Raw genomic sequence first — 15570 nt, forward strand, 5'->3', positions numbered from 1 at the left:
AATTCATGTCGGCGGCGTACGGCTTGAGGCTTGAGGCATTGAATGGAAGCCAGCCATCGGATAATGTCTGGATAATAATGTAAAATGAATGCCCTCCATACCTGCGTACGGAAAATCGGATCGCAACTGGCAGAGTTTGGGGCAAAACGGGCCGGTGAGCTTTTTTTTTGCTATATTTGTATTGAGATATCCCCAATAACAATTGGGTTGATATTGAAAATGGGACTTCGAATCTCTGCCGGGAGGAAAATCACATGAAAAAGATTTTGATCCTATCTGCATTAACTTTGGGTTTGGCCTCATCTGCCGCCTTTGCGCAGCATGATCATCATGGTGGGGAAAAAGACCCCTCCCTGGGCAGCCCCGGTGATCCCGGCAAGGTTTCGCGAACCGTCGAAATAACAATGGTCGATAACCGCTTCAAGCCTTCGGAAATCAAAGTAAAACAAGGTGAAACAGTTAGATTCCTGCTTAATAATATTGGCAAGAAAAAGCATGAGATGATGATCGGTACGCCGGAAGATATCGATAAACATAATAAAATGCTGAAAAAATTTCCAGATATGGAGCACCCTGACGAGCCCGACATGGTCAGCGTCGCGCCAGGCAAGACCGCGGAACTGGTGTGGCATTTCACCGAAGCCGGAACGGTTGACTTCGCCTGCCCGTTGCCAGGGCATTTCAAGGGCATGAATTTTCCGGGTATGAAAGGAACAATCGAAGTGGAGACCAAATGAAAATATCAAAGCAGGCATTATTGGCAGGATCCATCCTCATCGGCGCCTTGGCGGGAAGCGGCGCTCATGCCACCGCAACGACGGTCGAGGTTTACAAGAGTTCGACCTGCAAATGCTGTGCGAAATGGGTTGATCACATGCGAGCAAACGGGTTTACGGTCAATACCCATGATGTAGGCAACAAGGAGGCCCGCGAGCGAGCCGGGATTTCCACGACCCTCGGATCGTGCCATACCGCCCTGGTCGACGGTTATGCGATTGAAGGCCACGTGCCCGCCCAGGATATCAAACGTCTTCTCAAGGAGCGTCCCCGTGCTATCGGCCTGACCGCTCCGGGCATGCCTCATGGTTCTCCGGGTATGGAAGGGGCGCGCAGCGATCCGTATGATGTGCTTTTAATAAACAAACAAGGCGATACTACTGTTTACAGCCAGCATCGTCCATCCGACGCAAAAGATTCAGTGATGAGGCTGAAATGAAACGTATCAAATCCTGTAACCTTAACCCCCAGCGCATGAAAGAGAGATCCGGCAGGGTTTCCCTGATATCGCCAATAGGTTTCTTTGCAGCCCTGACCATTACGTCACATGCCGGGCAAGAAACGGCTGGCGCGGGAGGCAAACAGCCTTGAACGTGCATCGTTTCATTCTCGTCAGTGCGGTAATCGGTATCATTGCAAGCTGCGGTGAATCCAAACCACCTGCTTCACCCGCCGCTGCGCCAGCGTCACCCACCGCCGAATCCTCTCCACCTGTTGCTGAATCGGGGCTGCCCGTTGCTGAACCGGAACCGCCGGCTGCGGCATCTGTCCCGGCACCGGCGGAACAACCAAAAAATCTGGCCGCGCGTAAGCTGGACCCGGAAAGAATCAAGCGTGGCGAGGCCACTTATACCAAAAATTGTGCAAGCTGCCACGGACCCAATGGTGAGGCCACTCCAGGTTGGCGAGTACCGGCGGCTGACGGCAGATATCCGCCGCCGCCTCTGGACGGTAGTGCTCATGCCTGGCATCACTCAACCGAAACATTGGAAACAATGATCCGGGACGGTAGCCCGGGTGCCGGTATGCCGGCGTGGAATGGAAAATTGACGAATCAGGAAATCGATGACGTGATCGTCTGGATCAAATCGCTATGGCCGGATGAAGTCTACGATATCTGGTATAAGGAAATTGAGGTCAAGCCGGAGCCGAAACGAAGCTGAGCGCCGACTATTTGCTGCGTTGTTTTGGGATAACCGGCTTTTGGGATAACTGGCGTAACGCCAGTTATCAGGTTCAGACCTGGGTCCAAGCCTGAAAAAGGCGACCAGGTTTCGCCCCAAGCCACCCAAGGGTGATGATTCCCCTCAAAGGGACAGGAACATGCGAAAGCCGAAATACGCAGTAGTGTAACAGCGTAAGGCCACCAAGCCGATCAAGCGGCCGACTGTTTCCTATCTTATCCAGCAAGTCCGTCGGACTTGAAGAATTGAAGCGAGAAAGCGACTGGTGAGGACGGATTTTGGGGGATTTTGAAGGCCAATAGTTATTCTATTGGCCGAAAAAGCGGCGAAATCCTTCGAGCCCGACAGGCTGTCAGGTAGCAACCGGCAATTCAACGCCGCTCTCACTCCACGTCAAGAGCGGCTACGCTTAACTCTCTGGTTGGCTCGCTTTCGGTGCCGCCTTCTTTACCGCAGCGCGGGCGGGAAGCTTTTCCCGGATGCGCGCCGACTTGCCGGAACGATCCCGCAGATAATAAAGCTTGGCGCGACGGACATCCCCGCGACGTTTGATCTCTATGCTGGCAATCAGCGGTGAATAGCTCTGGAAAGTCCGCTCCACGCCCTCTCCGCTGGATACTTTACGCACGGTAAAGGCGGAATTGAGACCACGGTTGCGCCTGGCGATGACAACACCTTCATACGCCTGTATTCGTTTACGGTCGCCTTCCACTACGTTGACGTTAACGATTACGGTATCTCCAGGCGCAAAATCCGGAATTGTCTTGCCGAGACGGCTGATTTCTTCATTTTCAAGTTGTTCGATCAGGTTCATTTGTACTCCTTACTTTATATTCCCTGGTTTCAATTGGTGATGTGGATATGCTGGAACTCTTCCAGCAACTCCTTTTCTTCTCTCGTCAGGCCATGTTCTACTTTCAATGCCAGCAAATCCGGTCGCCTGAGCCATGTCCTGCCCAGGGACTGCTGTAAACGCCACCGCTTGATCCTGGCATGATTGCCAGACATCAGCACTTCAGGCACCGCATTTCCCCGGTATATCTCCGGCCGCGTGTATTGGGGGAAATCCAGCAATCCCGCCACAAATGAGTCCTGGCTCGCCGATTCGGGATCACCCAGCACCCCTGGCATCTGCCGCACCAGGCAGTCTATCAGCACCATCGCGGCCAGTTCGCCGCCAGAAAGTACGTAATCGCCGATAGAAATTTCATAATCGACCTGACGCCCTATCAAACGCTCATCCACGCCCTCATAGCGTCCAGCCAGCAATATCAGCGCCGGTAACTCGCCCAACTCCACAACCAGGCCATGATCCAGCGGACGTCCCTGGGGAGAAAGATAAATCACTTTCGTTTCCGCGATGCCGAGGGCTGCCTGCCTGTTCCTCGCGGCAGTAAGCGCTTTTTCAAGCGGCTCAGCCAGCATTACCATCCCTGGGCCGCCACCATAAGGCCGATCATCTATCGTATGGTAATTATCCACGGTAAACTCACGCGGATTCCAAGTATGCAGACGATAAATATCGTTTCCGTTCGCCCTCCCGGTCACGCCATGCTTGGTAAGCGCTTCGAACATCTCGGGGAACAGGGTAACGACATCAAACTCACGCGCCATGTCTTAGTAGTCCACGCCCCAATCCACTGTTATCCGGCACGCCTTCAAATCTACTTTTACAATTACCTGGCTGATGAAAGGAATCAATCTTTCCCTTTCGGGATCTTTCAAATCTTGCACCTGAAGCACGTCGTTGGCGCCGGTTTCAAGTAATCCGGTCACTTTCCCCAGTGCTTCGCCCTGCTGGTTAATGATTTCAAGACCGATCAGGTCCGACCAGTAATAGCCGTCTTTACCGCTATTCGACAAGGCCGGCAACTGACTGCGAGGAATTGCAATTTTCAGACCTTTCAGTTCCGTCGCTGCATTACGATCGGCGCATTGCTCAAGTAACGCGGTCAATCTGTTCCCGTGAACACCGCTTGCGTTAACTATAAAATTGCGCCATTCGCCATTGCCGCTGCCCAACCACCATATCGGGTAGTCAGCCAGCCCATCTATATATTCGGTATAGGGAAAAACCTTGATCCAACCTGACAAACCGTAAGGGCCAACGATATGCCCCATCACCACCATCGGCTCGACCGCTGTGCCCGGTCTAACTTCCTGCGGCTTCTTGTTTCGCGCCAAACTGCTTGACCAGCCTCGTTACGGTATCCGACAGCTGCGCACCCTGTGATTGCCAATAAGTGACTCGATCCAGTTTGACCCGCAGCCCTTCTTCACCTTCAGCCGCTCTCGGGTTATAAAAACCGACGCGCTCGATGAATTTGCCATCACGGGCGTTGCGTGAGTCCGCTACTACCATATTGAAAAACGGGCGATTCTTGGCGCCGCCGCGTGCCAATCGAATAATGACCATGTATATATTGCCTATTGAGGTCTAAAACTGAAAAGGGTGTGATTTTACGGTAATTTTTGCCGGATTAGCAAGCATTACTTCCGCTTGCCAATAGGGATGGAAGGCGTAGAGCCCATAGATTACCACATGCTGATCAGGCAAGCCAGCCATGCCCACATCCACATCCACATCCACATCCACATCCACATCCACATCCACATCCACATCCACATCCAAGTTTAAGGCAGTTCTTCCATTAAAGCCCGGAATCTCCATCAAGTCTTCCCTGATCGCCTGCCAGCGTGGATGAGTGGCCGAGCTGGCAAAACAATTATGGTCCTTTACCTTAATGTGCCTGCTCCCAATTTGAGCCGACACCCACCTCCACTAACAGCGGCACATCGAGTTCGGCCACGTTACCCATGAATTTCGGTAATTCACGTTTCATCATTTCGATTTCGTCTGCCGGGACTTCCAAGACCAGTTCGTCGTGGACCTGCATGATAAGTTTGCTGCGAAGATTTTCCCGTTCCAGCCAACCATGCACCGCAATCATGGCGAGCTTGATGATGTCCGCCGCAGTGCCTTGCATCGGTGCATTGATTGCGGCACGTTCCGCAGCCTGCCTGCGATTGCCATTGGCACTGTTGATCTCCGGGAGCCGTAGTCGTCGGCCGAATACGGTCTCGACCCAGCCCGTTTCCTTGGCCGTTTCCCTGGTCCGCTGCATATAGCCCGCCACACCCGGATAGCGGGCGAAATAACGATCCATGTAAGCCCGGGCGGCCGCGCGCTCAATGCCGAGTTGAGAAGCAAGTCCGAATTCGGACATCCCGTATATCAGGCCAAAGTTAATGATTTTTGCGTAACGCCGCTGTTCGCTGCTCACCGCTTCCAGCGTGACGCCGAACACTTCCGATGCTGTCGCACGATGTATGTCCTCACCCGCGGCGAAGGCTTTGAGCATCCCCGCATCATGCGAAATATGCGCCATGATGCGTAGCTCGATCTGCGAATAGTCGGCAGAGACAATGCTCTGCCCCGGCGATGCGATAAATGCTTCGCGAATGCGGCGGCCTTCGACCGTACGCACGGGAATATTTTGCAGATTGGGTTCGTTGCTGGCGAGTCGCCCGGTCACCGCTACCGCCTGCGCATAGTTGGTATGCACCCGCCCGGTAGCGGCATCCACCATACGCGGGAGCTTGTCGGTATAGGTGGATTTGAGCTTGGCGACACCACGGTAATCGAGCAGGACTTTTGCAAGGGGATAGTCCAGCGCAAGCCGTTGCAGCACATCTTCGTCCGTGGAAGGCACACCGCCGGGCGTCTTTTTAATGACGGGCAATTTGAGCTTGTTGAACAGAATTTCCTGAATCTGCTTCGTTGAATTCAGATTGAACGGCTGTCCGGCGATTAAACACGCCTGGCTCTCCAGTAACAGCATTTTTTCGCCGAGTTCGCGGCTTTGATTTTCCAGCAACTTCAAGTCCAGTAGTACGCCGGTGCGCTCCATGTCGAACAGTATCTCCATCGCCGGCATTTCAAGAACGCGATAAATATGTTCAAGCTTTGCATCCGCCGCAATTTCAGGGTATAGGTGTTGATGCAGTTGCAGCGTGATGTCGGCATCTTCAGCCGCATATTGCGAGGCGCGTTCGATGTCCACCTGATCAAAATTTATCCGGCTGGCTCCCTTGCCCGTGATCTCATCATAACTGACGGTCTTGATGCCGAGATGCCGCAATGCAAGGTTATCCATATCGTGCGGCCGGTGGGATTCGAGCACGTAGGACTGAAGCAGCGTGTCATGAACGATACCGTTTAAGGCGATGCCATAGCTGGCAAAAATATGCTTATCGTACTTCAGGTTCTGCCCGAGTTTCAGCTTGGCCGGATTAGTCAGCCAGGGCCTGAGCTTATCGAGAACAAGATCGAGCGGCAGTTGCTGCGGCGCGCCGGCATACTGGTGCGCCAACGGCAAGTAAGCGGCCTGGTGAGGCTCAACGGAAAATGCGATTCCGACGAGCCGCGCCTGCATCGGGTCCAGCCCCGTGGTTTCCGTATCCAGTGAAACCACCGGCGCGGCGTCGATACGCGTGATCCATTCATCGAGCTGGGCCGGTGTAACAATGGTTTGGTAGTCCACCGGCACCCGGTCGGCGCGTACCTCGCCCGCACTCGCTTGCGGATAGGTCCGGGCCAGCGAAAGGGAAAACTCACTGCCCTTTTCTCCCGAGCCAGGGTCCCGCAACTCTCGCAGCCATGTTTTAAAGTCCAGCCGCTCATACAGTTCCGCCAGCTTGGCGATATTTTGCGGCTGCAGCCCAAGACCATGCAGGCTTACCGGTAAGGCGACATCGCACTTGATCGTGAGGAGCTCGCGAGACCTGCTCAACCAATCGAGCGCGCCGCGTAAATTTTCGCCGACCACGCCGCCGATTTCATCGGCATGGGTGACGATATTGTCCAGCGTACCGTATTGCGTGAGCCATTTTACCGCGGTTTTAGGACCGACCTTCGGCACGCCCGGAATGTTGTCGGATGTGTCGCCGACCAGCGCCAGATAATCGATCATGCGCGCCGGCGTAACGCCGAACCGGGCCACCACGCCGGCTTCATCAAGCGTTTCGTTTGTCATGGTATTCACCAGCGTTACCTGCTGATTCACAAGCTGCGCGATATCCTTATCGCCGGTAGAAATTATGCAACGCATATTCTCCCGTTCAGCCTGTTTAGCCAGCGTAGCGATCACATCATCCGCTTCCACCCCTTCCACGATCAGCATCGGCCATCCCATGGCATTGATGCATTCATAAAGCGGCGCTATCTGGGCAACGAGATCGTCCGGCATGGAGGGCCGATGCGATTTATACTGCGCGTAAAGGTCATCGCGAAAAGTCTTGCCTTTTGCATCAAATACGCACGCGCTATAATGGGCTTCGTAATCCTTGTGAAGGCGGCGCAACATATTGATCACGCCATAAATCGCCCCCGTCGGCTCGTTGTTGCGGTTGCGGAAGTCTGGTAACGCATGAAAAGCGCGATATAGGTAGGATGAACCGTCAACCAACAGTAATGTTTTCATCTAACTCCAAAGGTTTTTGCCAATGAGCCCGAAAGACAAGCTAGCCCGTACCATGACAAACGAATTTCGGGAACAGACCTGGTCGGCGAGCGAATCGTGGCGCGTGTTCAGAATTATGGCAGAATTTGTCGAAGCGACGGAACGCTTGAGTTCGATCAGGCCCGCTGTAAGCATTTTTGGTAGTGCACGTACGCTCCCTGAGCATCCATACTATAAACTGACCGAGCAGATCACCCGCCAATTATCCGATGCGGGTTTTGCTGTAATCTCCGGCGGCGGCCCCGGTATCATGGAAGCGGCCAACAAGGGTGCTTATTTTGGGAAATCACCCAGTATCGGCCTGAACATCCAGCTCCCTCATGAACAGCACCGCAATGTCTACCAGGATGTCAGCCAGACCTTTCGTCATTTTTTTGCGCGTAAATACATGTTCGTCAAGTTCGCCAGCGCGTACGTCGTCTTACCGGGCGGCTTTGGTACCCTTGATGAACTAATGGAAGCGCTTACGCTGGTTCAGACCGGCAAGACCCGGAAAATGCCCATTATCCTCGTTTGTTCGGATTTTTGGCGCGGCATGATTGATTGGCTCCAGCAAGTGCTTGTCTCAGAAGGCATGATCGGTCCGGAAGACATGAACCTGATACAGATGATCGATGAACCGGGCGAGGTGGTCGATGCCATATTCAAATATTATGAAACCCGGGGTTTCGAGCCTTCCGCAGCCGAGCGCGAAGTCCAACTCAATCTGTAATGGCGGGTCATTTCGGATAGAATGACATATTGACCCTGACCCTGCCGGGAGGCGCCATGCGTCGTATAGTTCTTGCATTATTATTGATCTCTGCACTACCCGCAGCAGCGCAATCCAATGAGCCCAAGGATCTCCGGCCCTTGCCCGAGGTTCCGGAACCACCGGAATTGCCCTTGCCTTCACCGGGTGCGGAAGAGGACGCCTCGCTGGAGCCACAGGTTACGATCACAAAGCGCGGGGAGGATCAGATCGAGGAATACCGGATCAATGGCCAGCTTTACATGATCAAGGTGACGCCTCGTATTGGCCTGCCGTATTATCTGATGGATAACCGCGGAGACGGATCATTTGCTGCCCATGACACCGGCGGCCTCGACCAGCGCATTCGTCCTCCGATGTGGGTAATACGCGAGTTTTGACTTTTGATTAAACCCAGATAATCCATTAGGACGCGAGATGATGGCGAGGCAGGTTGCGAGACAGTTTTGCCGGTTGAGAGAAGTCCATAGCCTGGTCTATGGACGCCGAGCAAGCGGCGAAAATGACCGCAAACTGACCGCCAGCACTCGCGTAGGCTCGCAGAGCCGCCTAATGAATTATCTGGGATGAAGGCAGCAGGATTCTTCTTCCTGTTGCTGCTTGGCTTTTTCGTCCTGTTGTTGCTTACCCTTCTTTGCTCCCGTTCATGTCCGTCTATACCACTGTCACACAGCACCAGCTTTCTGTCTGGCTGAAAAACTACTCTCTCGGGTCATTGATCGATCTGCAGGGCATCTCCTCGGGCATCGAAAACACCAATTATTTCGTCACGACCAATCACGGCAAGTACGTTCTTACCCTGTTTGAAAAGCTGAGCGCTTCCGACTTGCCCTACTACCTGAACCTGATGGCCTACCTGTCACGCCATGGTATTCCGTGTCCCAGCCCAATCGCGGATCTCGACAATAAATTTCTTGGCGAACTCAACGGCAAACCGGCGAGCATCGTTAGCTGCCTGCACGGAAAATCCCAGGAACATCCGACTATCCTGCACTGCGCTGAAGTCGGCGAGCTCCTGGCAAGCATGCATTTATCCGGCCTTTCCTATCCCGAGAAAATGGAGAACTCACGCGGACCGAAGTGGTGGAAGGCCACGGCACCTGACGTCATGCCATTTCTTGCCGCGGAGGATGCGAAAGTTCTTCGGGAAGAACTACGTTTTCAGTCATTGTATCGTTTTGAAAACCTCCCTCGCGGCGTAATTCATGCAGATCTGTTTCGCGACAATGTTTTGTTCAACGACAACGCGATGGGTGGCGTGATCGATTTCTATTTCGCTTGCAACGATGTCTTGCTGTACGATCTCGCCATTGCCGCCAACGACTGGTGCCTGAACGAAAATGGCGAACTGGATACGGCACGTACATCGTCTTTACTCCAGGCCTATCACCGCACCCGCCCGCTTACTGCCAACGAACGCAGTGCTTGGCCGGTAATGCTGCGCGCGGCGGCTTTGCGCTTCTGGTTATCGCGGCTCCAGGATTATCATTTGCCGCGCATGGGTGAACTCACTCATATCAAAGACCCCGCCCACTTCATGCGTATACTGAAGAACCATGCATCAACCCACGCCAGACTGACGCCGGTTTGGGTCTGAGTATAAGTCTGAGTATAAAACTGGGGCAACGCTTTGCGGCAGGCACAGCCCTATCGGAGATAAAAAATGCAAGTCAGGCAAGTGGATGCAAAACAGGGATGGCAGTGGATAATGTCTGGCTTCCTTTTGTTCCGCAGGGCGCCTCTGGTATGGATTATCCTGTGCGCCACCTTGCTGCTGATCGCTGCCACACTGGCGCTTATTCCGATGGCGGGACAGTTTATTTTCACTTTACTCTCCCCGGTATTCCTGGCGGGCGTGATGGCAGGATGCAAAACGCTGAACGAGGGTGGCCGACTGGAGATTGCCCACTTGCTGGCGGGCTTTCGCGGTACTGCATCTCCGTTGATAACGATAGGAGGAATCTATCTGGTGGGGCAGGTGCTGATTGTTGGAATGTTCATGCTGGTCGGAGGCGACGTACTGATGAGCTTGTTGCTGGAGGGGAAAAGAGTCGATGAGAATGAGTTGCGGAATGTATCAGGCGATATGCTCTCCGCATCCCTGGTGGCGCTCGTGTTGACCATCCCACTTTTGATGGCTGTCTGGTTCGCGCCACTGCTGGTAAAATTCGGCAACATGCAGGCGTTGGACGCAATGCGGTCCAGCTTTGTTGCCTGTCTGAAAAATATCGTTCCACTCCAGGTTTACGTCATTACGCTCGTAGTCGTCATGACAATACTGATGATGCTGGTAAGCGTCCTGCTAGGCCCTTCGCTAATAGTACAGCTAGCAGTGATCACGGCCATGTCGCCGATCTTGTTCGCTTCCATTTATGCGAGTTACCGCGACATTTTCCAGGATTCGGCGGAGGTCGCGTAACAATTCTTCAAAACAATTCTTCAAAAGCGCCCGATTCATCCAGCTTCACGCACCGACCAGTTTTGCATACTCCAGCGACAACCACTTTGTGCCGGCACGGCTGAACTTGACCTCGACACGAGCGTCCGCGCCGCTTCCTTCGCAATTGACGATTACACCCGCGCCAAACTTGGCATGCGCGACATTCTGTCCTACTCGCCAGGGCGATGCCGGCGAGTCGTGCCTCACGGGCTGCTGGATTGCCTTGCCATGCCCATGGCCGTAATCCCTGGAGCCCGATTCGTGATTTCGAATGCCTGCCTTCTGCAGCGGTTGCAACCACTTCAGCAAGTTATCCGGAATTTCCTGCAAAAACCGCGAAGGAACGTTATAGCGGGTCTGGCCATGAAGCATGCGGCTTTGGGCGAAACTCAAATACAACCTGCGCCTGGCCCGGGTTAACGCAACATACATCAACCGCCGTTCCTCTTCCAGGCCGGCTGCTTCGTTACGACTGTTATCATGTGGAAACAGGCCTTCTTCCAGCCCGCTCATAAACACGCTGTGAAACTCAAGACCCTTGGCCGAATGCACTGTCATCAACTGCAGCGCATCCTCTCCACCGCCAGCCTGATGCTCGCCCGCTTCCAGCGACGCATGGACAAGAAATACCGTGAGGCTATCGTCTTCCGCCTCATGTACGAAGCTTGCGGCTGCCGTGACCAATTCATTCAAGTTTTCCAGTCGATCGGCTCCTTCGCGTTCGGCACGATAATGCGCCATTAACCCACTATGCTCCAGGACGTGTTCCACCACCTCCGGTAGCGGCAACTTCTCGCATACCTGGCGCATGGATTCGATCATCGCGACAAAACCACCAATTCCTTTCTTTGACTTCTCCGGTCCCTTACTCCACTCAGGTCCCACAGGGGTTTTATCTTCCGCTTCCGGTAAAGGAAGCGCTCCACCTCCGCATTTCTCGATCATTGCTTCCCAAAGGCTTCCTCCTTGCCGTCTGGCTTCGTCCTGTAACTGTTCCAGGCTTCGCATACCGATACCGCGCGCAGGAAAGTTCACAATCCTCAGCAGCGCATTGTCGTCGCCGAGGTTGACCAATAGCCGGAGATACGCCAGGGCATGCTTGATTTCCTGCCGCTCGAAAAACCGCATTCCACCATAGACCCGATACGGCAACGAGGCGTTGAACAAAGCGTGCTCCAGCACCCGGGATTGCGCATTGGAACGGTAGAGCAATGCCATCTGGGACAACGCCACGCCTTCCGCACGCAGCGATTTTGCTTCGCCCACGATGAATGCAGCCTCATCGAAATCATTCGGCGCGTTATATACGCGTATCGGTTCGCCATGGCCCTCGGAGGTCCACAGATTCTTGCCGAGCCGGCCGCTATTGTTGCGTATCAGCGTGTTGGCGGCATCCAGTATATTGCCGTGCGAGCGATAGTTCTGCTCCAGCTTGATGATTTTCGAAATACGAAAGTCGCTTTCAAACTCCTTCATATTGCCGGTGTTGGCGCCACGAAATGCATAGATACTCTGGTCGTCATCTCCAACGGCAAATACAGCAGCCTGTTCGCCGGCGAGCAGCCTTAGCCATCTGTATTGCAGACGGCTCGTGTCCTGAAATTCATCCACCAAAATATGGCGAAAGCGGCTGCGATAATGTTCGCGAATGATTTCATTCCGGCTCAGCAGCTCGTAACTGCGCAGCAGCAGCTCAGCAAAGTCAACCACGCCTTCCTTATTGCATTGCTGCTCGTAGGAAAGGTAAAACTCAACCGCCTTACGCGCAAAATCATCATAGGTTTCAACCTGCGATGCTCTCAACCCTTCATCTTTTGCGTTGTTGATGAACCATTGGACCTGCCGCGGCGGAAATTTTTCGTCATCTGCGCCCAGATTCTTCAGGATGCGCTTGATTACCGCCAGTTGATCGGCGGAATCCAGAATCTGAAAAGCCTGCGGCAATCCGGCATCCTGATGATGGGCGCGAAGCATGCGATTGCACAGGCCGTGGAACGTGCCTATCCACATACCGCGCGTATTGATCGGCAGCATTGAAGAAATGCGGGTAAGCATTTCCTTCGCCGCCTTGTTGGTAAAAGTGACGGCCAGTATGCCGTGAGGACTCACCTGGCTGGACTGGATCAAATAGACAATGCGCGTAGTGAGTACCCGTGTCTTGCCGCTACCTGCACCCGCCAACACCAATGCCGACTGGTGCGGCAAAGTGACCGCTTCGCGTTGCTCAGGATTCAGTGCAGAAAGATTCAGTGCGGAAAGAGAAGGAGAAGGCATTATGGAAAGGGTTTCCGGTAAGGTATCCCGGAATAATCTTGAATTCCGAAATTGGGTAAAGGCTCGGCGTGCAGGCGGGCACGACGAGTCCTGTATAGCTTGACGAAAACTGCTGGGCTCGGAGTTAGCGGCGTGTATGCAATTTGTGGAGCAGTCGGGCAAAAAGAAGATATGGCACCGCTATAAATTCCAGCTCCGCGGCGTTATGTAGCGCTGTGAGTGTGAAAACAACAGGCCATCCATTAAACCTAAATCCAGTAGTTGACCGCTCATTTGATAGATCAGTGTTATGATTAATAACAATATCTCATATTATTTAGCACCACCTTCCGGGTGAGGGCGCTACGGGGAGAATTGCACAGTTTTTGCGGCACATGGCTGCGTTGCAACTCCTTGGAATGGAATGACCATTCCGCGTCGTTGCGCCTTGCCCTGCACCCCAAAAACCGTACACTTCACCCCGTCCAACTACCGGATTTAGGTTAAATAAGCCGTTGAAGCGGGTTTTTATAGGGCACCCTTATCGATAATATTACATGACTATTTGCTTCGGCTTTTCCTCACCAGATCCAGAATAAGCGGTGTCAGAACCAGTTCTATTGCCAGACCCATTTTACCGCCCGGCACTACAATCGTGTTCGGGCGAGACATGAACGAGTCGTGAATCATCGAAAGCAGGTACGGAAAATCGACGTTCTTGGGGTCGCGGAATCGAATCACGACAAAACTTTCGTCCAGGGTAGGTATATCCCGTGCGATAAAAGGATTGGATGTATCCACCGTCGGCACACGCTGAAAGTTGATATGCGAACGTGAAAATTGCGGCGTAATATAATGCACATAATCATGCATGCGACGAAGAATGGTGTGGGTTACCGCCTCTGCGGAATACCCCCGCGCATTCATGTCGCGATGGATTTTCTGTATCCATTCCAGATTGACAATGGGCGTCACACCTACCAGCAGATCGACATATTGCGTAACGTCGACGGTATCGCTTTCCACCCCACCATGCAAACCTTCATAAAATAGTAGATCGGAACCGGGTTTTATCGGCGACCATGGGGTGAAGGTACCCGCTTTCTGCTGATATGGCGCAGCTTCTTCATCATTGTGCAGGTACAGGCGAGTCTGGCCGCTTCCAGTCTCGCCATATTCCTTGAATAGCGCTTCGAGCTTCTCGAACTCGTTCGCTTCGGGACCAAAATGGCTGATGGCATGACCGCCATCTTTCTCCGAATCACTTACGGCGTTTTTCATTCCCTCGCGATCGTAGCGATGGAAGCTATCGCCTTCTACCACCGCAGCAGTCAGTGTCTCGCGCCGAAAAATATGCTCGAAACTGTTCTTGACCGTCGACGTACCGGCGCCGGAAGACCCGGTAACGGCGATGACGGGGTGCTTTTGTGACATACAGGCTTTCTCCTCAGGATAATAAGATGTTATGGGGCTTTGCGTCAGTGGTTTCGCTTATTTCAGCAAATCTCGAGCAGCGTAATGATAACTGTTTTTTTAATAATTTTGGTGGCAACGGTTGAGGATAAAGGTCATTTCTCGCTTTCACGCCCGTAGCAGGCGGCTTGCGGACAATCGGTTTTTCCCTATAGCCTATAGGGAAAATACTCAAGTTTGACATTCGCAGGTCTCTGGCATAGAATGCGCCGCTTTACCGAAATAAGCAGGGGTAGGTTTTGTGAAAACCTTTTCAGCCAAACCACATGAAGTAATCCGCGACTGGTTTGTGATCGATGCGGCCGACAAGGTGTTGGGACGTCTCGCGGCAGAGATCGCCCATCGTTTGCGCGGCAAACACAAGCCCATTTTCACTCCTCATGTGGATACCGGCGACTTTATTGTTGTCATCAACGTCGATAAGCTACGCGTCACCGGCAATAAAGCGGAAAACAAGACTTATTATCGTCACAGCGGTTATCCTGGCGGCATTTACGAAACAAGTTTCGCAAAAATGCATGCACGTTTCCCGGGTCGTCCCCTGGAAAAGGCAGTCAAGGGTATGCTGCCGAAAGGTCCGCTCGGGTACGCAATGCTAAAGAAACTTAAAATCTATGCGGGTGCTTCTCACCCGCACGCGGCGCAACAACCGCGACAACTCGAAGTCAGGGCTTGATACCATGAGCACAACCTATAGTTACGGTACCGGCCGCCGGAAAAGTGCAGTGGCGCGGGTATTCATCAAACCGGGTAAAGGGCTGATCACTGTCAACGACAAACCGGTCGACGAATTTTTTTCCCGTGAAACCGGGCGTATGGTGGTCCGTCAACCACTTGAGCTGACAGGAAATCTGACGAGTTTCGACATCATGGTCAATATTCACGGGGGCGGTGAATCGGGCCAGGCAGGCGCGGTGCGACATGGTATTACCCGCGCATTGATTGATTTCGATCCGACGCTTAAACCTGTATTGAGTGGTGCTGGACTCGTTACACGTGATGCACGTGAAGTGGAACGAAAGAAGGTGGGTTTCCGCAAGGCACGCCGGCGCAAACAATTCTCGAAGAGATAAGCATCGTACGATGCTATACGAAAAGCCGCCCGCTTCTGGCGGCTTTTTTATTTGTTGCTTATAATCAATCGATGAAATTTGCGTCCCTGCAAGACAA

At 53.1% G+C, this 15570-nt stretch carries 18 protein-coding genes; 10 read left to right on the top strand and 8 right to left on the bottom strand.

Features of this window, described 5'->3' with window-relative positions; translation table 11 throughout:
• Positions 1-254: 254 nt before the first annotated feature.
• The 4 genes from BLP78_RS00325 to BLP78_RS00335 are packed head-to-tail and all read left to right on the top strand — an operon-like array spanning position 255 to position 1940.
• Positions 255-737 (top strand): cupredoxin domain-containing protein, encoded by a 483-nt coding sequence (locus BLP78_RS00325; RefSeq protein ID WP_090455231.1) that lies wholly within the window; start codon positions 255-257, stop codon positions 735-737.
• Positions 734-1216, top strand: coding sequence for a DUF411 domain-containing protein (locus BLP78_RS00330; RefSeq protein WP_090455233.1), 483 nt, complete (start codon positions 734-736; stop codon positions 1214-1216). The genes BLP78_RS00325 and BLP78_RS00330 overlap by 4 nt, the downstream gene beginning before the upstream one ends.
• The gene (locus BLP78_RS15445) at positions 1213-1368 is read left to right on the top strand and encodes a hypothetical protein (protein ID WP_176752739.1); all 156 of its coding nucleotides are present in this window, start codon (positions 1213-1215) and stop codon (positions 1366-1368) included. Before BLP78_RS00330 ends, BLP78_RS15445 begins: the two co-directional genes overlap by 4 nt.
• A 2-nt stretch (positions 1369-1370) precedes the next feature.
• Positions 1371-1940, top strand: a complete 570-nt coding sequence (locus BLP78_RS00335; protein WP_256329937.1) for a c-type cytochrome — start codon at positions 1371-1373, stop codon at positions 1938-1940.
• A gap of 430 nt (positions 1941-2370) precedes the next feature.
• Here the strand turns inward: BLP78_RS00335 and rplS are convergent, their stop codons facing one another.
• From rplS to polA, 6 genes are read right to left on the bottom strand one after another with little or no spacing between them, the layout of a single operon-like run.
• The gene (gene rplS / locus BLP78_RS00340; protein WP_090455238.1) at positions 2371-2775 is read right to left on the bottom strand and encodes a 50S ribosomal protein L19; all 405 of its coding nucleotides are present in this window, start codon (positions 2773-2775) and stop codon (positions 2371-2373) included.
• A gap of 29 nt (positions 2776-2804) precedes the next feature.
• On the bottom strand, positions 2805-3575 hold the full coding sequence (trmD, locus tag BLP78_RS00345; protein ID WP_090455240.1) for a tRNA (guanosine(37)-N1)-methyltransferase TrmD: 771 nt from the start codon (positions 3573-3575) through the stop codon (positions 2805-2807).
• Positions 3576-3578: 3 nt separating this feature from the next.
• Positions 3579-4091: a ribosome maturation factor RimM gene (gene rimM / locus BLP78_RS00350; RefSeq protein WP_090455243.1), complete on the bottom strand. Its 513-nt coding sequence runs from the start codon at positions 4089-4091 to the stop codon at positions 3579-3581.
• A 22-nt stretch (positions 4092-4113) separates the two neighbouring features.
• A complete protein-coding gene (gene rpsP, locus BLP78_RS00355) occupies positions 4114-4377 on the bottom strand; it encodes a 30S ribosomal protein S16 (protein WP_090455247.1) in 264 nt (87 codons plus the stop codon).
• 21 nt (positions 4378-4398) lie between these two features.
• Positions 4399-4734: a hypothetical protein gene (locus BLP78_RS15450; protein ID WP_218118891.1), complete on the bottom strand. Its 336-nt coding sequence runs from the start codon at positions 4732-4734 to the stop codon at positions 4399-4401.
• Positions 4703-7444, bottom strand: a complete 2742-nt coding sequence (polA, locus tag BLP78_RS00365) for a DNA polymerase I (RefSeq protein ID WP_090455253.1) — start codon at positions 7442-7444, stop codon at positions 4703-4705. Before polA ends, BLP78_RS15450 begins: the two co-directional genes overlap by 32 nt.
• A 22-nt stretch (positions 7445-7466) precedes the next feature.
• Between polA and BLP78_RS00370 the strand changes: the two genes are divergently transcribed.
• The 4 genes from BLP78_RS00370 (at position 7467) to BLP78_RS00385 (ending at position 10653) form a co-directional block, all read left to right on the top strand.
• Entirely contained in the window at positions 7467-8195 is a 729-nt protein-coding gene (locus BLP78_RS00370; protein ID WP_025040405.1) for an LOG family protein, read from the top strand.
• 56 nt (positions 8196-8251) lie between these two features.
• A complete protein-coding gene (locus BLP78_RS00375) occupies positions 8252-8614 on the top strand; it encodes a DUF2782 domain-containing protein (protein WP_025040406.1) in 363 nt (120 codons plus the stop codon).
• Between the two features lie 266 nt (positions 8615-8880).
• On the top strand, positions 8881-9831 hold the full coding sequence (locus tag BLP78_RS00380) for a homoserine kinase (protein WP_090455255.1): 951 nt from the start codon (positions 8881-8883) through the stop codon (positions 9829-9831).
• A 66-nt stretch (positions 9832-9897) separates the two neighbouring features.
• Positions 9898-10653, top strand: coding sequence for a BPSS1780 family membrane protein (locus BLP78_RS00385; protein WP_090455257.1), 756 nt, complete (start codon positions 9898-9900; stop codon positions 10651-10653).
• Positions 10654-10698: 45 nt separating this feature from the next.
• On the opposite strand, the gene BLP78_RS00390 is transcribed toward BLP78_RS00385, so the two are convergent.
• On the bottom strand, positions 10699-12948 hold the full coding sequence (locus BLP78_RS00390; RefSeq protein ID WP_090455259.1) for a UvrD-helicase domain-containing protein: 2250 nt from the start codon (positions 12946-12948) through the stop codon (positions 10699-10701).
• A gap of 540 nt (positions 12949-13488) precedes the next feature.
• Positions 13489-14361: a phosphoribulokinase gene (locus tag BLP78_RS00395; protein WP_090455262.1), complete on the bottom strand. Its 873-nt coding sequence runs from the start codon at positions 14359-14361 to the stop codon at positions 13489-13491.
• A 280-nt stretch (positions 14362-14641) separates the two neighbouring features.
• On the opposite strand from BLP78_RS00395, the gene rplM reads away from it, so the two are divergent.
• A complete protein-coding gene (gene rplM / locus BLP78_RS00400; RefSeq protein WP_025040412.1) occupies positions 14642-15076 on the top strand; it encodes a 50S ribosomal protein L13 in 435 nt (144 codons plus the stop codon).
• Between the two features lie 4 nt (positions 15077-15080).
• Positions 15081-15473: a 30S ribosomal protein S9 gene (gene rpsI, locus BLP78_RS00405; RefSeq protein ID WP_090455264.1), complete on the top strand. Its 393-nt coding sequence runs from the start codon at positions 15081-15083 to the stop codon at positions 15471-15473.
• Positions 15474-15570 lie beyond the last annotated feature (97 nt).

This window comes from Nitrosospira sp. Nsp1 (assembly GCF_900100985.1).
In the GTDB taxonomy this organism is placed as follows: Bacteria; Pseudomonadota; Gammaproteobacteria; order Burkholderiales; family Nitrosomonadaceae; genus Nitrosospira.